Consider the following 19,402-nt stretch of genomic DNA (forward strand, 5'->3'; position numbering starts at 1 on the left):
CTCGTATTAATATAGATTTAAATAGATAATTAAAGTGTGGTGAACGTTTTGTTTACAATTATGTTGATCGAAGATGATCAAACACTATTTCAAGAAGTGAAAGATAGGCTCTCACAGTGGTCTTATCATGTGATTGGGGTCATGGATTTTAGTAATGTACTTGAAGAATTCGTTGATGGTAAACCAGATTTGATTATTATTGATATTCAACTGCCGAAATTCGACGGCTTTCACTGGTGTCGATTGATTCGATCACATTCAAATGTGCCGATTATTTTTTTATCATCACGAGATCACCCGACTGATATGGTAATGTCAATGCAGCTTGGTGCGGATGACTTTGTTCAGAAGCCGTTTCACTTTGATGTACTAATTGCAAAAATTCAAGCAACTCTAAGACGTGTATACAATTATAATACAGATACACAGTTAGAGCTGAAAACGTGGTGCGGTGTTACTGTTGATTTTGTAAAAGGAACCGTTTCTAGTGAACAAGACATGATTGAACTTACAAAGAATGAAATGTATATATTGAAGATACTGATTGAAAGGAAAAATGATATCGTGACACGAGAAGAATTGATAACAAGTCTTTGGGATGATGACCGGTTTGTAAGTGACAATACATTGACCGTGAACATTAATCGACTGCGAAAAAAGCTGACTAAGCTAGATTTAGGTGAAGCGATTGAAACAAGAGTCGGACAAGGATATGTTGCAAAGGAAAATGTGACTTAGATGATTAAAGTATTCTTAAGAGAACGCCTCAGTTGGTTTTTGTTTTTTATCTTTTCCCAGCTCTTTGTCCTGCTTATTGCGTTTTTGGATCCTGGAATTCAATTTAACTCGATGTTGTATATTGTATTTATACTGTCACTTTTCTTTAGCGTCTTCACAATTGTTCGTCATCATAAGGAAACTCGTTTTTATAAAGCATTGAAAAACTACAGCCAATCATTTGATTTAACCATGATACCTGAAGCAAGTAGTACGTTTGAATCAATCGCTTCTGACATGATTCAGAACCAAAAAAATCTATATAAAACAGAATTAAACAAATTGCATATAAATGTGGAGCGGGAAAAAGATGATACACTTAGTTGGATTCATGAGATGAAAACACCCCTTACAACGATGCAGTTAATTATTGAACGCACGAATGACCAAGAACTCAAAAGACAGCTTATGTACGAATGGTTACGCGTTCATTTTCTATTGGATCAAAAGCTACATCAAAAACGGATTCCCTTTATTCATAACGACCTTTTTATTGAAAAAACAAATTTAAAAGCCCTCTTATTCCAAGAAATTAAATCCTTGAAATTATGGTGTGTGCAAAAAGGCATCGGTTTTGATGTCAACCTTCAAGAAACTGTCGTGCTGACTGATGCAAAATGGTTTAGTTTTATGACTAGACAGATCTTGACCAACTCGATTAAATACAGTGAATCGTCCGATATTCTGATTGAAAGTTTTATTAAAGAAGAGCAGTGTGTGCTAACGATTACTGATTATGGTCGCGGGATTGCTAAAAAAGATTTACCGCGTATTTTTGACCGGGGTTTTACAAATACGGTTACGCATCTTGATCAAGTCGCAACGGGTATGGGGCTATATTTAACCAAACAAGTAGCGAACTCTCTTCATATAACAATAGAGGTGACATCTAAATTAGACGAGGGGACAATGTTTGCATTAACTTTCCCAAAAGAAAATGACTTGATCGATATTGCAAGCATGTGACAAAACTGTCACATGCTTTTTGGTGATTGTAAGAAATACTAAAGGAGAACGAGACGTTGTATAGGTATAATAGGGATAGAAGGAGTGAATTGCATGGCAATTTTAGAAGCAACGAAAATTTATAAGACCTATGGAAACAAATTTAACAAGCAAGAGGTGCTTCGTGCCCTTGATTTACAAGTGCAAAAAGGTGAATTCGCAAGTATTATGGGGGCATCAGGTTCCGGAAAAACAACTTTGTTAAATGTTCTTTCTTCCATCGATCGTGTTAGTCAAGGAACTATTACGATTGAAGGACAGGATTTTAATAAAATGAAAAATACACAACTCGCTGAATTCAGAAAACAGAATTTAGGGTTTATTTTCCAGGAGTATAATTTACTTGATACTTTAACAGTAAAAGAAAACATTCTACTGCCGCTTTCTATTAAAAAGGTAGCTAAAAAAGTGGCCTTAGAAAAATTTGATTTACTTGCCGCTGAGCTCGGGATTACGGACATCGCCAATAAATACCCGTATGAGATTTCTGGTGGGCAAAAACAACGAACTTCTGCTGCACGTGCATTTATTCATGAACCAAGTATCATTTTCGCTGATGAGCCTACAGGGGCACTTGATTCAAAAGCAGCATCAGATTTATTGAATAAGCTAAGTGATCTAAACGTCAAAAGAAACGCATCCATTGTTATGGTAACACACGATCCCGCAGCAGCAAGTTTTAGTGAGCGTGTGGTGTTTATCAAAGATGGACAAATTTATACGCAACTCCATAAGGGTGCACAGACACGTGATGAATTTTTCCAAGACATCATCAAAACGCAAAGTGTCTTAGGTGGGATTAAACATGAACATTAATCAAATTATTTACCGTAACCTAAAGAAAAATATTAAGAACTATTATTTATATATTTTTGCATTGATTTTTAGCGTGGCATTGTATTTTTCTTTCGTTACCTTACAATATGATCCTGCAATGGACACAGCGAAAGGTTCAGTCAAAGGTGCAGCGGGCTTGAAGACGAGTTCCATCTTGTTAATCGTGATTGTTTCGATTTTTCTACTATATGCTAATAATCTGTTTATTAAAAGACGCAGTAAAGAGATCGGCCTGTTTCAATTGATAGGAATGACCAAAAGAGCGATTTTCCGAATTTTAAGTGTAGAAAATCTAATATTGTATTTTGGTTCCCTTTTGATCGGAATTTTCCTTGGTTTTTCAGCTTCACGGTTACTGATGCTCATTTTGTTCAAAATCACAGATGTGAATGACGTTGCAACACTTAGGTTCTCAGTGGATGCGCTCGCACAGACATTAGTCGTTTTTTCAGCCATCTATATACTTATCATGCTAATGAACTATATTTTTATTAAACGACAGAGCATATTGGCATTGTTCCATGCGCCTTCCACTACACAGCAACGCGCGAAAAAAATGACACCATTTCAAATACTTATCGGTATATTAGGAATTGGGTTGATTGTGTTTGGCTATCACTTATCTTCTCGTTTGTTCAGCGGGGATTTTATCGCCAATCAATTATTTATTGCTATGTTAACCATTTTAGGTTCTGTGATTTTAGGAACGTACCTTTTTTATAAAGGATCTGTTAGCTTTATTTTCAATCTAATCCGAAAGAAAAAAGACGGCTATTTACATGTAACTGATGTTTTGTCACTGTCATCGATTATGTTTAGAATGAGATCGAACTCATTACTATTGACGGTAATCACAACGTTGTCAGCACTAGCCATCGGCTTTTTATCACTCAGTTATATTTCCTATTATTCCGCTGAAAAAACGGCATTGGAGAGTATTCCTGATCACTTTTCTATTCCCACTCATCATGAGGTATCAGAAGCACCGAAAGTGAAACAATTTACGAATGCTTTAGATAAAGCGAAAATCGACTATACAACAAAACATCTGGATATACTGGAAACCAAGGTCGATTTAGAGGATGTCATTTCGACACCGAGTCAAAGTGACAGTGATAATCCTGCATTTAACACTAGTGATACGACAATGACCGTTATCAGCGATGATGATGTAGAAACGTTTGATGTTGCACAAATCGACATATTTTTCACGTCTAACTATTTTAAGAAATTCTCCCCAATCAAATTTAAAGATCAAGGAAGGATAAAGCTCAGTGGGGAAACAGAATCTCTTAACCTCAACTTTAAAGGTTTTAAAGATATGAATGTATTGCCAGCACGCCTAACTAATGCATTTCCAGTTGCTGTTGTGGATCAATCGATTTATGATGCGTTAGTACGTGACCAACATCCGGATGTTAAACAAGAGTTTACAGATTATACAGGGGTTAATATAAAAAACAGTAGCAACGTGAAAAAAGCAGATGAAATTTTTCGAGAATTAGGCTTTAGTAAATGGGCTGGTTATGAATCAAGGTATGAAGAAACGATTAATCAAAAGAGATATGTTGGATTGATCATGTTTATCGTTGGCTTTTTAGGACTAACATTTCTCATTACATCCGGGTGTATTCTTTATTTCAAACAAATGGACGAAAGTGAAGAAGAGCGACCTAACTACACAATGCTTTGGAAACTGGGATTTACAGAAAGAGATTTATTAAAAGGCATTCGTCGCAAGCAAATTTTTAACTTTGGTATTCCACTTATCGTCGGACTGAGTCATAGTTATTTTGCAGTTAAATCCGGATGGTTTTTCTTTGGAATAGAAATGGTTACCCCTACAGCCATCGTGATGTTGATTTACACTGGATTGTATTCAATCTTCGGAATACTGTCAGTACTGTATTATAAACGTATGATAAGGATGCATTATAAAAGGTAACAGGTGCAGTTTTAGGAGGCTGTGCACAGATAGTGGGTGACATAACATATTTAAATGAGTAATAAAAAAAGCTAAGCAAATGTAATGGAATAAATCGTCCCCTGCAGAAAGAAGGGGAATCATGCCTGGATAACCTTTATCCAGGCATCCCTACATCAACTGTTCTTTTTTGGTGTTCTCGTTAACACAAACGCTGTAATCCATGCGGTGATAGGAATGATTAATGCAACACCAATTCCACCACTAAGGATAGTCATCATCTCCGCACTAAATATTTTATTATTAATAATCTCCCCAAACGTGTACTCTAAATCTATATATCGAATGAGTAATGCAAGATAACCACCAAAAAACGCAAAAAATAGTGTGTTCGCATTTGTTCCTAAAAGATCTTTACCAATCCGCATTCCAGCCAAAAAAAGTTCTTTTCGACTAATTACCGGATGATGTTTACGAATTTCAAACATCGGCGAACTAACTGCAATAGCTTCATCTGTTATCGCACCAATCGTACTCATGATAATCACAGAAGCAGCAATTTTGACAAAATCAATTCCGAGATAATAAGAATAAATGGTTTGCTCTTCTACCTCTTCTTCACCAAAACCGTGTATCATTGACTGCTCCGTCACAATAAAAATAAACAATAGCATGAGAGCTGTAGTTAGTAACGTTGAGATAAAAGCAGTTTTTGTCTTACTATTAATTTCATTAATAAAAAATAAAGTCACACAGCTGATCAACGCACAAGCAACTAAAGTCAAAAGAATAGGATCAGCATTAGGATCTGTCATAATTAAAACAGCGACAAGTAAAACAAAAAAGTTTACAAATAGTGCGATAAAAGAACGAACTCCTTTTTTACCACCGATGATTGCCATGAGTAAAAATAGCACTGCAGCTAGTACAACTAATGCATTCATGATTTCACCTGCTTCCAGCGAATAAATAGAATAGTAACATACAACCCAATCGGGATAGTTAGTACAATACCAATTCCTCCTGCAAGTGCACGAGTTAATTCTAATGATAGGTTCATTGAAAGTGTAAACCCTAGTGAAGCATCATTCATCAAATATAGGAGCAGTGACGGGATCGTCCCACTCACATAGGCAAAAAATAAAATATTTGTCATAGTACCCATAATATCTTTACCAATTTCAATTCCAGATTCCCTTAAATCTTTTATAGAAATATCATTATTTTTTTCGTATAAGCTAAACAACGAAGATGCCATCGATACACCAATATCCATGACTGCACCTAGCGCTCCCACCAATACACCTGCCATGAAAATAGCTTGAGGTGGACGGCTTAAAAATGACATCTCCTCGAAACGTAAACCTTGCGCATTAGTGACAGACAAAACATACATCGTAATAAACAGCAACATAAATGTTCCTAACAAAGTTGAAATAATTGCCGCATACGTTTGTGCGTGAAATCCACTTACAAATAATAAAGATAAAATAGACATGACAACAACTGCGCCACTCATAATAAATAACAGACTAACACTAGATGTATCAATGTATAAATGTAGTGCATATGCAATAATTACTGCATTTATGATTAAACTTATCATTGCAAAAAGTCCTTGTTTACTCCCCACTGCTAGTAAAACAAAAATAAAGATCCATGCAACAACAAGTAAAGCCTCATCACGTTTGATATCAGCGATACTTCCAACTAAATCACCCGAGTTTGTTTCTTGAACCGATACAAACACTTCATCACCGCTGGACAGCTTAGGATGGTATGCTCTTGAGTCGGAATATTCATTAGTTAACTCGATGCGACTCCCCTTCTGTTCTCCGTTTTTCAAGGTTGCATCAAGCAATTGTGTATATACAACATCATGATTTTGTTTACTGTCTGTTACATCCACTTGTTTTACATCTATTATTTCAGTAACCTCAGCAATTGGTTTATTATAGAACGTTGCATTATGGTTAACAAAAAATAGAGAGCCTAAACACAAAAGTAGGAGAATGCCCCAAGAAACCCACTGTTTTTTTTCTATATGTATCCTAACACGTTTGTATTTGTTCAAAATAACATCTCCTATTTTTCTAACGATAAAACAATACATCATTGATATATAACGCCAAATGACTCATTCATTTTATCACATTGTAAAGTTAATCGTTCTTTAAAGTGTTAAAAAATCGGATAACATCATTAATTATTAAAATCGCCCTTAAACAAGAGGGCTTAACCCACAGTAAGCAAAAGGATTCATATGAGTATACAATTACTAAGGCAAATCAGTAAGCAACATCTTATTTACTATCTTTTTTTATAAAAAATTTTATTACTTATCTACACTGTAACTTCATGCAAATATATTTTTTTGTCGAATCCTCCACGAAAGTCTCTTTTATTCTGCCTGATTGTATCTACTTCTTTCATTGAAAACCCTTCTTGTTTTGCTATAGCATGCAATAATTCTAACACATCTGCAAGTTCTTCAAGCTTGTCAGAGGAAGTGTTTGCATGAATTACTTCTTCTATCTCTTCACGCAATTTATCTTGCAACGCTGCTTTATAAGATGTATCCGTCAATATACTGTATCTCGGTTGTTGACCTGTTTCTTTAATAATGGTTGGAATATAATCTCTCACTAGTTTGTTATAAATTGTCATCCTAGTATCCTCCTATTTGATTATCCAAACTACATTATACTAAAAATTAATATGTTATTGCCTTAAATGAGTTTCCATGCTATCCTTTCATTGTCATTTGTGAACGAATGAACAATATAATGAAGGAGAAAAAAGAGTGAAAGCATTGATTGTATTTGCCCACCCGAGAGAAGGAAGTTTTTCTCACGCATTATTGGAACGTATAACAAAAGCGTTAGAAGCGAAACAGTATGAAGTGAACGTGAGAGATTTGTATAAAATGAACTTCAACCCCTTACTTGATGGACGTGATATGATTCATATTGAGAACGGTACATTTGTAAGAGAAAACGAAACTTTTCCAGAAGACGTACTAAAAGAAATGCAATATATGCTTGAAAGTGATCTATATATCTATATCTTTCCTAGCTGGTGGAACGGCATGCCTGCTATCATGAAAGGATATATTGATCGCGTATTTCAACATGGCTTTGCTTATAGTTTTGAAGATGATGAAGCAAAGAAGCGCTTTAAAGGAAAACGTGCATTATTCTTCACCCCAACAGGACAACCGCAACAAATTGATGGAAAAGAAAATCCTTTACTAGCCCCAATTCGCACACTAACCTCCGGGTGGTTGTTTAACGGGAACAGCGTTGAAGTCATTGACCATATTTTTTATGGAAAAGTTCCTTATTTAACAAGAGTTGAACTCGAGTTATACTTGCAAGATGCTGAGGAACGAATAAAAGCAGTTTAGACTAGCATATAGGTAAAAAGATAGCAAAAATGTGACTATTAAAAAAGAATATTTTATGACATCTTTCAAGAAAGAATTGACTGTGTAGTAATTGGTTCTATAATCAATTGAGATAGGGAGGAATACACATGACATTTACAACTGTACTATACCATGAAATCAGAAAAGAAAAAGAGTTTAATCCAGACAATTCCTCACACATTGATGTGAAACAAGCATATGATGATATATTGCCATCCGCTTTGTTTGTTACGCTTGAGCAATTTGAAGAGCAAATGACTTATTTAAAGGATAACAACTTTCATACACTAACATTAAATGAAGTCAAAGATTTTTACATAAAGCAAACACCTATTCCTAAAAAGTCAATACTACTTACATTTGACGACTGTTTTCAATCAGTAAAAGAATATGCTTATCCAGTATTAAAAAAACATGGATTTCATGCTGTTTCTTTTGTCGTAACAGGGTGGCTTCATGAAAACACAAAAACATTTAACCAAAAAAAATCAGTTTGTCTTTCCAAACAAGATCTAGAAGACATGGAAGATGTATTTGAATACGCCAACCACACAGATGCATTTCACCAAAGAAAAAATGAGTCTGTCAGTCTTATAATGGAAGCTACAGACGAAGCTTTTGAAAAAGACTTAGCTTTATGTAACGAATATGTTCCGGTGAAAGACGTATTCGCCTATCCATTCGGACTATTCACAGATAGAAATGTATCCTTATTAAAACAAAATGGATTTCATTTGGCATTCACTTGTGAAAATGGTAAAAACAACGAACATACAAATCCATTATTATTGAAAAGAAATGTGATACCGTACTTTTTAACGATAGAACAATTTAAAGACATCGTAGACTAAGAAGGAGAAATACAATTGAAACTAAAAATATTAAACTACCTATTCCTTGCATGCAGTATTTTTCTACTAGCAGCTTGTTCAAACAATGACACAGCTATTGATCAAACGACAGAGAATGAGAAAGAAAATGGTACTACACCAAGTGGTGAAACGTTTACCATTGGTACATTACCAGCAGAAGCAGCACTCCCCATTATTTTGGCGGAAGAAAATGGCTACTTTGAAGAGTCAGGTGTGAATGTATCGATTAAAACATTTACTTCACCAAATGATCGAAATGTTGCGCTACAAGCAAATGAATTAGATGCTGCTATCGGTGATGTTATGACAGCAGCCGCTTTTGTTGATAGAGGAATCAAACTTAAAATAACATCAGACATTAATGAAGATTTTAAGATTTTATCTTCACCTAGTTCTGGCATTACAGATGTAAAAGGGTTAAATGGGAAAGATGTCTCTCTCGTTCCTAATTTTATTCTTGAATACATAATGGATGAAATTGCTGAGGCAAATGAGTTTAACTACAACATTGTTGAAATCCCTTCTTTTTCAGGTCGAGCAGAGGCTCTTCTATCTAATCAAATTGACGGTGTTGTATTTACTGAACCTCAAGCTGGGATGTTAGTGCAACAAGGCGCACATTTATTAGCAAGCTCAAACGAAGCTAATATAAAAGGCGGGACTATTTTCTTTACAGAAGAAATGATACAAAACTATCCAGAAGATATAAAAGCTTTTTACACTGCTTATAACAAAGCAATTGATTATATGAATGAAACCGACGCAAATAACTATGCTGATATTTTATCTACTTATCAATTCCCAGCGGCAATGAGTGACTATATTAATAATAAAGCAACGTCTTATACACATGGAGCTATTATTGATCAAGATCAATTTGATCGAATCATTACATGGACGAAGGAAACAGAACAAATCAAGCAAGCCTATCATTATGATGAGCTAACTGATTTTTCATTTGTTAAGTAAAGTTAATTGTTATTAAAAAACCTTTTTGATAAAAAGTATCAAAAAGGTTTTTCATTCTAAGGAATTACCTTGGCTTCCAATCGATCAATTAACTTAAACATTACAATATCTAAAAAGCTTAAAACAAGGATTCCACTAAATATCTCATTACAATCCATTTTTGTCGATGTACCCAACATATAGTAACCGCCCGCCATATGTTGTTGCTTAATTTACCACAAAAAATAAAATTACAAGTGGAGTATCGTATGCTATTCATTTAACAAACAATTGAGCAAAGCAAGAACTACCCTTTATATCACCATTTTTTATAATAGCTAGATAATGTTTCATTGAATACTCTCACAAGTGGGTTTAGTTATATTTTGTTTGACAAAGACAAAGCAACAAAACTTTTAGGCAACACTACTAATTTTTATTTGTTCCAATCATTTAAAAAGTATTTTAATACACGCCAAGAAAAAAAGGCAATAGCTAACAAAAGTAGGCCAAAAATAATTCCAACTGGCAAACCAAGATATTGAGGAACAGATAAATCAGGAAAAATCTCCATTCTAATCTCTGCACCGAATGTATACAATAACCCTCCGACAATAACAATGACGGTACATAGAAATAACCCAATCGATAAAACACCAAGTACAGGTATTGCGAAAATACTAATTAATCGCTTGAACAAAGATGTACCTGTATAAATAACAGCCACCTCCATAATCTTAAACTTTATTACTTTTATTGACAACCGCACTTGGATGAACATCTAAAGCTTCTTTATAGAATACTTCATCCACTTTGCAATTACTTCCGATTTTCACTACTTCACCAAATACTTGACTAGCTTGCGTATGTTCAAGATCTACATTTTTTCCATGAATGGACCCTATAACCATCTTTTTTCTAATAAGAGATTTAACATTCAATAGAGTTAATTTTGCTAGTTTAATCGTTACCTCGTCTGTTACTTTGATTTCACTCACTTCTGATGGAGCAGAAACTTCTATTGACGCCCGTTCGCAAATAAGCCCCCCTTTTAGTTTTAAATGACCCATTGATTGAAAAGTTTTACACGAGATAGAATCGGTGGTTTCTAAGCTACCAGAAGACTCAATATTATTTGCTTCAATCAAGTTGAAAGAGCCCTGACCGATATTTACTAATTGATTACATGTTAATTTGCCATTAACAGAACAGGAACCCTTATTGACAAATCGGTCTGCCTGCACTGCCCTTTTCACCTTACATCGACCCAATATATGAAAGCTTTCTGCCTGAACATCTTGATGGAAGGTCGCAACACCATTTATAGATATTTCAGTTAACTCTTGTGCTTCCTTAAAATGCTTATTCCCAATTACTTTAAGTTTTTCACTGTTAAACATCATCCACCTCCTAGTTTTTATTCCTGAAAACATTCCCATTCAGAAGTTTTAACAAAATGATCACAACACTGTCACTTCCCACTCATGAACCTTTGATTCGTTAGAAAGATGACAAAGCAGAATAGTTAAGTGTCCTAAGTTTATTTTTAACTAACCAACATACTATATAGTATACACATTATTAAAGGTATGTCAAATTGCATGTATTATTAAGCTACTTTTAAAATAGCTATTTCACATCGTGTGTTACTCTCTTCAACAAATTCCCCAAAGGTTGATATACTATAATTTTAAAAGTACTTGATGATAAGTTATAGTTTCCATACTCATATATGTAATATGGGCAACACCACTAAGAAACAGGAATAACTACTAGGTATTTACATCCTATTGAGTCTAGTATATATTGTGTTATACTTGTCAAAAGGAGGATAGAGTAAAATGATTAGAAAACGATTAACCAATGAGGAACGGAAACAAGAAACACGAAAAATGCTCCTAGATTCAGCTACCATAACCTTTTCCAAACTAGGATTTCACGGGGCTTCTGTTGATAAAATTGCCGAATTTGCTGGATTTACAAAGGGGGCTGTCTATACACACTTTAAATCAAAAGAAGAACTATTCCTTGCTTTATTAGAGCAACAAATGCATGCACGTCTCAATACCATTCAACACATAATTAATGAGGAAAAATCCATTGACCATTTCATCAAAAAAATGCGGCATTTTTTTGATTTAGATAAACAAAATAACCAAGCTTGGAGTATACTAAACATGGAATTTCTCTTGTATGCAATGAGAAATGAATCTGTAAGAAAAAAGTGGACAGATATGATCTTAGAATCTGTAGAGCATGTCTCAACAGTAATTAATAATATGAATCCAAAGGATGGGAAACAATCTGATCTATCCGCAGAAGAATTAGCTTGGACCATTTTATCGTTAGAAAATGGAATGGCCATTTTTCACTTTATTTCTGGAGACAATGTTCCAATTAACTTATATGGAAAAGCATTACAAAACATTCTACAAACAGAAAAGGACTTCAATTCTTAATAGCATAGATGTGATTAGGTGTTCATCCATTAACTTTCTTTCAAATAATTTACATACAGAGGGGGGCTGATGAGAGATAATAATTGATATAAACGCTCCTCTCCTATCATATATTTTCTAGAAAAAAGAAAGCTCAGGTAACAAAAGAGACATTTATCGTGAGACTGTTATAGGAAAATAGCGATTACATACATATCATAAAGTTTAAACGGTGCGCTCTGCTCAGCGTGAATCCTTGTAAAATCGCAATAAACCTAAAAAGCTTATCCATATTAATTCACCATATTTATAATGCTAGTATAGTTTCACAGAGCCATATTAGTTAAGCCTAGATATCACGCAATGTTAAACGTTATAAGGAGTGACCTTAGCTTCCAATAGATCGATTAACTTAAACATTGCAATACCTAAAAAGCTTAAAGCAAGAATACCACTAAACATCTCAGTGTAATCCATTTTTGTCCATGCACTTAAAATATGGTAACCAACCCCATATGTTGTTGCGTAATTTTCCGCAAAAAATAAAGTTGCAAGTGAAATACCGACACTAACACGTAATCCGGAGAATATGTGTGGTAAAACTGCTGGAATAATTAAATAGCGATATGTATGTAATTTGAAAGAGGCGAAACTATCCATGACAGTAAAATATGAAGATGGAATTTGCCTTACTCCATCCCTCACTGACAAAATAATCTGAAATACTATAATAAAAATAATTAAGATGATTTTCGATTTATTCCCTAAACCATATAAAAGCATTAATACAGGTAAAAATGCTACCTTAGGAATAGGATAAATATAATAAAGAAAAGGGGAAAAAAATTGATTAAATAGTCGATTGACTCCGGCTAATATACCGATTGGCACTCCTATTATTAGAGCAATGCCAATAGCTACGACCACTCTAGTCATGCTAGCCAATACATGTAACAGTATTGATCCTTTTATTGTATATAGATAAATCAATGTTTCCATTGGTGCTGGGATTGTATGTGTATCAATTAGAAAGTAAACCATTTGCCAAGCTAAAAGCGTGGTTAAAAATCCAATAAAAAATTGATTACTACCTATCCACCGCAAATACTTCATCTGTCTCCATCTCCATGTTTATAAGTTTCCTTACATCAATACATGCTTGATAAAAGGCTAAGGTTTCTCTACTGTTTTCTTTTCCAAATAGAGGATTGGGAATCCGAGTTATTTTTCCGTCCTCTCGCATAATTAGGATAACTTCTCCTAAATAAACTGCTTCTTCAATATCATGTGTCACAAACAGCATCGTTGTTTGTTGTTTGTGATGTTGCGCTAGAATAAGTGCTTGAATCGATTCTTTTGTCATCGCATCAATTGCGGATGTCGGTTCATCCATTAAAAGAAAATCTGGTTCTGTGATAAGCGTTCTTGCTAAAGCTACTCGTTGTTTTTGGCCACCACTTAATTCATGTGGGTATTTTTTCGCACAATGCTCTATTTTTAACTCTTTTAACCATTTAAAAACACGTACCTTTAAATCTTCTTTTTGTATACCTGTCTGGATTTGCAGCGGCATTTTGATCGATTCAAAAGTCGTTTGCCATGGAAATAAACCTAGATCTTGAAATAAAAATCCGGTTTTCACTCTCGGCTTCATTAATCTTTCGTCATTAATATAAATCGTTCCACTTTCTGGTGAAACAAGACCAGCAAGTAATCGTAACAAGGTAGATTTTCCAATACCAGATTGACCGATCAGCGCATAAGAAACACCTTTTTGAAGCACCAAATTCAGCTGATTAATGACTACTTGTTCCCCAAAGTTGTAAGAAACATCTACCATTCGAATACATGCCTCATTATTTTTCATAACGCAATCGCCCTTCCTAAATAATACTATCATACCACAATAGCAACTTTCTTCCCTTTAATTAATACAGCATCTTTTCCATCTAAAAACAATGTTTGTTGTTTAGTAATTTATGGTAGACGATTCATCAACGGACATTAGCAACTGAACTATGGAACAAGAGGCTAAATGCTGAACCCTTGCTTTTTTCATCTATCAATAGAACATCTTTTCTTTTATCCATATGTTATTAAATTCATCTAACCATACCATATTAAATGATCACTTTAGAAACAAACAGGTGAAAAAACTTGATTTTTTCACAAAATAATCATACTATTTAATTAAGACAAATTACTCTTTTAATTTAAGTTTCAGTGTTTTTTATCTATATGGTACTAGAATCAATTTGTTATATGTGGGCGCCTTACAAATTGGGAGTGAGTGGCGCAACCGACCATTCCTATTGGTCGTTTTTTTATGTAAAAAGCGCTTTATTAAACTTTAATAGAATGGAATTAAGCAATATCGCTATTAATAGTCCTTCATTTACTAGGAGAGTTACCATGAAAAATTTTAAGTTTCATATCGCTATCGTTTTTTTTATACTACTAATCGGTATCACTATTTTCATTATAAAAAAGCCTACAGATGAATCAACACGCACCCACCTAGAAACACCATTAGAAAAATTCATATGGGAAGATATGCTCAATGCAAACAAACTATTAAAAACACACTATCAAACGAGTGATACAGATTATTCTTTATCAGAATCACTTGGTCTTTGGTTGGAATACGCCGTAAAAAGTGATAATAGAGCTCTGTTTGATTTAGGGTATCAGCAACTCACTGAATATTTCTTATCCAAACAAGGATCGATTCATTGGCGTGTCTTACTCAATGGTGAAGTAACAGAAAGCGTAAATGCATATGTAGATGACCTTAGAATTATCCAGGCGTTATTGGATGCTACAAATCAGTGGGATGAACGAACCTATCGAAAAACAGCAAAGCATATCTCACAAACATTGATCGAGAAAGGAACCTACAATCAATATTTTGTAGATTTTTATGATTGGAAATATGATGCGAAAAGCAGTGCACTGTCTACAGCATATTTGGACCTAAAAACGTTAGAAAGACTCAATCACTTAGAATGGATGGATCACGAACTTTATCAAAAAATGTATCGTATAGCAAAACAAACGGCAGTAAAAAGTAATCCATTATTTCCAACACGCTATTTAATTGATAAAAACGAGTTTGTTTATGATGACAAAGTAAATATGATTGAACAAACATACACTGCCTATCATTTAGGCAAAATTAATATGGATACGAATGATTTCCTTTCATTCTTAGAGCAAGAATTCGATACGCATCACAAGCTATTTGGACAATATGATTCAACCACTTTAAAACCTGCAGTGACCTATGAGTCACCAGCTTTATATGGTATTGCGATTCAATATGCACTAGTTGAAAAAAACGATTCTTTTGCTCTAAAACTTTATGACAGACTTCAATCATTTCGCGTAAAGCAAAGCCCATTCAAAGGAGCATATATGGATCAAACAACTAACAACACACACATCTTTGACAACCTTGTTCCTCTAATTGCAGAAAGGAGCTTAAGGGAGCATGAACTTATCAGATAACCATCATTTTTCAATGAGTATGGCACTACTTATTTTTTTGAATTTCGCTATTTCTATTTATTACTTTTATTACACTGCTCAAACAGGGCTAGATACAATGTTGTTCTTTATGACGATTGCTTTAATCTTCATTGGAGTATCAAAAGGGCTATTACTTAGTTTAGGTATTAGTCTTCTTGTCATTTTTTTCTTTGGAAGCTATATGATTTTAGCACAGACAATGAGCACTGACACCTTTTTTAACATACAAGGAATCGCTTCGTTTTCTGTTTCTAAAATGATTATTTGGCAAATGATACTACTTGTTACTTCTTTTGTTTCTGGTCATTTTCATAAAAAAAGAAAAATAATAACTACTAAATATCATTATTGGAAAGAACAATACTATCAACTAGTTACAATAGACCCTGCAACAAATTTTGACAATGAAAAACGCTTTTATATGCAATTAAATGAATCGTTTAAAAGAGCAAGTCGTTATGAACAATCTTTCTCATTATTATTAATTCAATTGAAAAATTGGGAAACATTTAAAAAGTTGTATGGAGAGAAAGAAACAAATCATGTCCTTCAGAGTTTTGCAAACCAAGTTACACAAGCAACAAGAGCAAGTGACAGTCGCTTTCGTATTTTTGATGATACTTTTGCACTGTTATTACCAGAAACAGATGTTGCAGGAGTGGAGACTGTCATGAAAAAAATCATAGGTAATATGAAAGACTATACATTATCCAAAAAAAATCGCATGGTAACAATTGAATTTGCATTCGGATATTGTGTGTATCACGAACAATTAGATGACTACATGAGGATGTTTAATAATGCGTTTGACGAACTTAATAACTATGTTGCTTAGCTGTCTACTAGGGACTGTTTTTCTATCCGCTAAACTGGTATATGCAAACCCGGATTCAGAGCTTAATTCATTAATTATTTATAGTAGTACGAACAATGAATTAAATGAACAAGTGTACCTATTAGATCAGCTAGTTAGCCATTACTCTAAATCTACCGTAACATCAGAAAGTAACGTTACTAACTTGTCCAACTATGATTATGTTTTTTATATAGGATTGGATCATAAAAAGCTAGATGGCTCTTTTATTAAATCCATGGAAGGCTATGATGGCTCGATTATATTTATAGGGGAGAATATAAATCAGTTTCAACAACGCTTTCCTATTAAAGATACAAATCAATCTGTCAATATAAAGGAAATTTCAATGGGGAGCAATCACTCCACATTTGAATCGTTAAAAGAAATGAAATTAGTTACCGAGCAATCGACTATGGAAGTAATTATCGAGGGCTTTCGAGGTAATTATAACTACCCGATTCTTATAAGCAATAAAAAAGACTATTATTTAGCTTCAACACAATTGGATGATCAAATAGCATATTATTTTGCAAAAGCGTTAGACACTATATTCAACACAAATCGCACAAGCTATCAATCTTCCTTTATTAAGATTGAGGATATTAACCCTACAACAGATGTAGAAGCACTAACCAAGATGACAACCTATTTAACATCTAATGATATCCCGCTTATCTTATCCGTATCTCCTGTTTATGAAAGCAACAATGAAGAAGCTCATTTATCTGATTCTAATGAACTAGTTCAAAAACTATTATCACTACAATCACTAGGAGGTGCTATTGTTTATTCCTATCCTTCCTTTTCAGACAGTGAGAATGAAGAGGAAAAACGCGCATTGATTGAAGCCGAAATATTAGAGCTGGCTAGTTATGACATTTATCCTGTTGCTGTATCTTTTGCAACAACATCAACATCTATCAGTCTAGAAGATATGATTATTGCAGATGATTATTTCTCTATATTATTTGCAAATGGTCGCTCTTCGCATTCAGCCGTACTTAAAGCAACTGCACCTTATGTAAATCAACCGTCTTATGTAGACGAAATGGTTTTGATTCCTGAAACCTTAGGTTATCTTAATAACACAGATACATTGTTATCTCTAAAAAGACATCACAAGCATTTAAAAATTGTACCTAATGCAACTTTAGGAATTTCAATTTTTCCTTATACAAAGTTAGACATATTAAAACAAGGTTTAACCGATTTGCAAGTATCTCAAAAGACCTCTTGGATGAATCTGTTTGATAGGAATGTCTCTGTTCAAACGCCTTTTTTATCTATTGAATCTACAATCGACAACGACATTAAAGTAGTGAACAATATGAATGCTTTACAATCTTTTATGTTTCGACATCAGTTGAGTAAAGTAGAAATAGTGCTATGGTTTGTTGCATTTATTGTTAGTCTATTTATCTTAGCGTTTTTCATTTATTCTGTCTATTTAAAACTAAACCTACGTAAATCGTTATTCGCAGAAAGGAGGGGAAAAGAATAAATGGCTAACACACTATTTATTCTATCGTTAACTATTATTTGGGTTATGCTACTATACCATATGTTTTTAATGCAAGGCGGTTACTTGCATTACTTACGCTATGAAAAGCTCATGAATAAATGGGAGAAAAACCAAAACAAAGCCTTGCCAAAAGTGACGATCTTAATACCAGCTCATAATGAAGAAATGGTGATTGAACGAACAATAAAAGCAATGTTAAAGCTCGACTATCCAAAAACGAAATTGGAAGTCATCGTTATAAACGATAACTCTTCTGATAGAACTGGAGAAATCATTGAGCATTATCACGCACTACATCCACATATTATCCCATTACATGTCGCCCCTGAACATGGGGGGAAAGGAAAATCCGGGGCATTAAATAATGGCCTAAAAATTGCCACAGGGGAAATCATTTGTGTCTATGATGCCGACAACACCCCTGAAAGTAAGGCTATTTATTATCTTGTACTGGCAATGATGAATGATCCAAAAGCAGGAGCTATTGTTGGTAAATTCCGCGTGAATAATGCTAAGAAAAACTTACTTACTAAATTTATTAACATTGAAACCATTTGCTTCCAATGGATGGCGCAAGCAGGAAGGTGGTTTTGGTTTAAAGTTACAACTATTCCTGGTACAAACTTCGCTATCCGACGCTCTATCATTGAAGAACTTAATGGCTGGGACGAAAAAGCGTTAGCGGAAGATACAGAATTAACCATTCGTGTTTATAATTTAGGTTACCATATTCGCTTTTTTCCAGCAGCAATTACTTGGGAGCAAGAACCAGAACATTGGAAGGTTTGGTGGAAACAACGAACGAGATGGGCTCGTGGGAATCAGTATGTTGTACTTAAATTTTTGTTTCGTTTTTTTCAATTAGATAGAAAGAAAATTGTTTTTGATCTTATCTACTTCTTTTTCACTTATTTTTTATTCTTTTTCGGTGTCATATTATCTGGTGCTATTTTTATTACAAACTTATTCTTCGATTTACAATTAGAGTTAGGTGCCATCGCTATGATTCTTTGGGCATTAGCTTATTTACTTTATATAACAGAAGTAATGATTGCTTTAAGTATTGAAAAAGAAGAAATGAATAGCAACAACTTTATCATTGTACTATTCATGTATTTCACATATTCTCAGCTATGGTTAGTACTAGTATTAAATGCGCTTTACCTTGAAGCAAAACGAATTATTTTTAAAGAAGACGTCAAATGGTACAAAACAGAACGATTCGAAAATAAAACTACTAACAGTTTGTAAGAGGACAGGTGACACAA

19 protein-coding genes and 1 riboswitch are annotated in these 19,402 nt (G+C 34.0%); of the genes, 12 read left to right on the forward strand and 7 right to left on the reverse strand.

Annotation, left to right across the window (positions count from 1 at the left end; genetic code table 11):
- Positions 1-48 precede the first annotated feature (48 nt).
- The 4 genes from ACH6CY_RS02580 (at position 49) to ACH6CY_RS02595 (ending at position 4,564) form a co-directional block, all read left to right on the forward strand.
- The gene (locus ACH6CY_RS02580; protein ID WP_374065669.1) at positions 49-738 is read left to right on the forward strand and encodes a response regulator transcription factor; all 690 of its coding nucleotides are present in this window, start codon (positions 49-51) and stop codon (positions 736-738) included.
- Entirely contained in the window at positions 739-1,743 is a 1,005-nt protein-coding gene (locus ACH6CY_RS02585; RefSeq protein WP_374065670.1) for a sensor histidine kinase, read from the forward strand.
- Positions 1,744-1,836: 93 nt separating this feature from the next.
- Positions 1,837-2,598 (forward strand): ABC transporter ATP-binding protein, encoded by a 762-nt coding sequence (locus ACH6CY_RS02590; protein ID WP_374065671.1) that lies wholly within the window; start codon positions 1,837-1,839, stop codon positions 2,596-2,598.
- Positions 2,588-4,564: an FtsX-like permease family protein gene (locus ACH6CY_RS02595; protein WP_374065672.1), complete on the forward strand. Its 1,977-nt coding sequence runs from the start codon at positions 2,588-2,590 to the stop codon at positions 4,562-4,564. Before ACH6CY_RS02590 ends, ACH6CY_RS02595 begins: the two co-directional genes overlap by 11 nt.
- A 155-nt stretch (positions 4,565-4,719) precedes the next feature.
- Here ACH6CY_RS02595 and ACH6CY_RS02600 read toward each other — a convergent pair whose 3' ends face one another.
- The 3 genes from ACH6CY_RS02600 to ACH6CY_RS02610 all read right to left on the reverse strand — a co-directional run bounded on the left by ACH6CY_RS02600 (position 4,720) and on the right by ACH6CY_RS02610 (position 7,210).
- Positions 4,720-5,487 carry a YibE/F family protein gene (locus ACH6CY_RS02600; protein ID WP_374065673.1) on the reverse strand — a complete coding sequence of 256 codons (768 nt, stop codon included), beginning with the start codon at positions 5,485-5,487 and terminating at the stop codon, positions 4,720-4,722.
- Positions 5,484-6,617, reverse strand: a complete 1,134-nt coding sequence (locus ACH6CY_RS02605; protein WP_374065674.1) for a YibE/F family protein — start codon at positions 6,615-6,617, stop codon at positions 5,484-5,486. Before ACH6CY_RS02605 ends, ACH6CY_RS02600 begins: the two co-directional genes overlap by 4 nt.
- A 269-nt stretch (positions 6,618-6,886) precedes the next feature.
- Positions 6,887-7,210, reverse strand: coding sequence for a nucleoside triphosphate pyrophosphohydrolase (locus ACH6CY_RS02610; protein WP_374065675.1), 324 nt, complete (start codon positions 7,208-7,210; stop codon positions 6,887-6,889).
- 136 nt (positions 7,211-7,346) lie between these two features.
- Here ACH6CY_RS02610 and ACH6CY_RS02615 point away from each other — a divergent pair, with 136 nt between their 5' ends.
- The 3 genes from ACH6CY_RS02615 to ACH6CY_RS02625 all read left to right on the forward strand — a co-directional run bounded on the left by ACH6CY_RS02615 (position 7,347) and on the right by ACH6CY_RS02625 (position 9,811).
- Positions 7,347-7,949: an NAD(P)H-dependent oxidoreductase gene (locus ACH6CY_RS02615; RefSeq protein ID WP_374065676.1), complete on the forward strand. Its 603-nt coding sequence runs from the start codon at positions 7,347-7,349 to the stop codon at positions 7,947-7,949.
- Between the two features lie 128 nt (positions 7,950-8,077).
- The gene (locus ACH6CY_RS02620; RefSeq protein WP_374065677.1) at positions 8,078-8,821 is read left to right on the forward strand and encodes a polysaccharide deacetylase family protein; all 744 of its coding nucleotides are present in this window, start codon (positions 8,078-8,080) and stop codon (positions 8,819-8,821) included.
- A gap of 15 nt (positions 8,822-8,836) precedes the next feature.
- Positions 8,837-9,811 carry an ABC transporter substrate-binding protein gene (locus ACH6CY_RS02625; protein ID WP_374065678.1) on the forward strand — a complete coding sequence of 325 codons (975 nt, stop codon included), beginning with the start codon at positions 8,837-8,839 and terminating at the stop codon, positions 9,809-9,811.
- Positions 9,812-10,226: 415 nt separating this feature from the next.
- On the opposite strand, the gene ACH6CY_RS02630 is transcribed toward ACH6CY_RS02625, so the two are convergent.
- A complete protein-coding gene (locus tag ACH6CY_RS02630; protein ID WP_374065679.1) occupies positions 10,227-10,517 on the reverse strand; it encodes a hypothetical protein in 291 nt (96 codons plus the stop codon).
- 10 nt (positions 10,518-10,527) lie between these two features.
- On the reverse strand, positions 10,528-11,190 hold the full coding sequence (locus ACH6CY_RS02635) for a hypothetical protein (protein WP_374065680.1): 663 nt from the start codon (positions 11,188-11,190) through the stop codon (positions 10,528-10,530).
- A gap of 441 nt (positions 11,191-11,631) precedes the next feature.
- Here ACH6CY_RS02635 and ACH6CY_RS02640 point away from each other — a divergent pair, with 441 nt between their 5' ends.
- The gene (locus ACH6CY_RS02640) at positions 11,632-12,249 is read left to right on the forward strand and encodes a TetR/AcrR family transcriptional regulator (protein ID WP_374065681.1); all 618 of its coding nucleotides are present in this window, start codon (positions 11,632-11,634) and stop codon (positions 12,247-12,249) included.
- Between the two features lie 345 nt (positions 12,250-12,594).
- Here the strand turns inward: ACH6CY_RS02640 and ACH6CY_RS02645 are convergent, their stop codons facing one another.
- Together ACH6CY_RS02645 and ACH6CY_RS02650 are read right to left on the reverse strand one after the other, a co-directional pair.
- Positions 12,595-13,341 (reverse strand): ABC transporter permease, encoded by a 747-nt coding sequence (locus ACH6CY_RS02645; RefSeq protein ID WP_374065682.1) that lies wholly within the window; start codon positions 13,339-13,341, stop codon positions 12,595-12,597.
- On the reverse strand, positions 13,316-14,095 hold the full coding sequence (locus tag ACH6CY_RS02650) for an ABC transporter ATP-binding protein (protein WP_374065683.1): 780 nt from the start codon (positions 14,093-14,095) through the stop codon (positions 13,316-13,318). Before ACH6CY_RS02650 ends, ACH6CY_RS02645 begins: the two co-directional genes overlap by 26 nt.
- Before the next feature lie 364 nt (positions 14,096-14,459).
- Positions 14,460-14,542: riboswitch (cyclic di-GMP riboswitch) on the forward strand.
- Between the two features lie 98 nt (positions 14,543-14,640).
- Here ACH6CY_RS02650 and ACH6CY_RS02655 point away from each other — a divergent pair.
- From ACH6CY_RS02655 to ACH6CY_RS02670, 4 genes are read left to right on the forward strand one after another with little or no spacing between them, the layout of a single operon-like run.
- On the forward strand, positions 14,641-15,735 hold the full coding sequence (locus ACH6CY_RS02655; RefSeq protein ID WP_374065684.1) for a hypothetical protein: 1,095 nt from the start codon (positions 14,641-14,643) through the stop codon (positions 15,733-15,735).
- Positions 15,719-16,591, forward strand: coding sequence for a GGDEF domain-containing protein (locus tag ACH6CY_RS02660; protein ID WP_374065685.1), 873 nt, complete (start codon positions 15,719-15,721; stop codon positions 16,589-16,591). Before ACH6CY_RS02655 ends, ACH6CY_RS02660 begins: the two co-directional genes overlap by 17 nt.
- Positions 16,557-18,113, forward strand: a complete 1,557-nt coding sequence (locus ACH6CY_RS02665) for a DUF2334 domain-containing protein (RefSeq protein ID WP_374065686.1) — start codon at positions 16,557-16,559, stop codon at positions 18,111-18,113. Before ACH6CY_RS02660 ends, ACH6CY_RS02665 begins: the two co-directional genes overlap by 35 nt.
- A complete protein-coding gene (locus ACH6CY_RS02670; RefSeq protein ID WP_374065687.1) occupies positions 18,114-19,385 on the forward strand; it encodes a glycosyltransferase family 2 protein in 1,272 nt (423 codons plus the stop codon).
- Positions 19,386-19,402 lie beyond the last annotated feature (17 nt).

Source organism: Paraliobacillus sp. JSM ZJ581 (assembly GCF_044383835.1).
Taxonomy (GTDB): Bacteria; Bacillota; Bacilli; order Bacillales; family Amphibacillaceae; genus Paraliobacillus.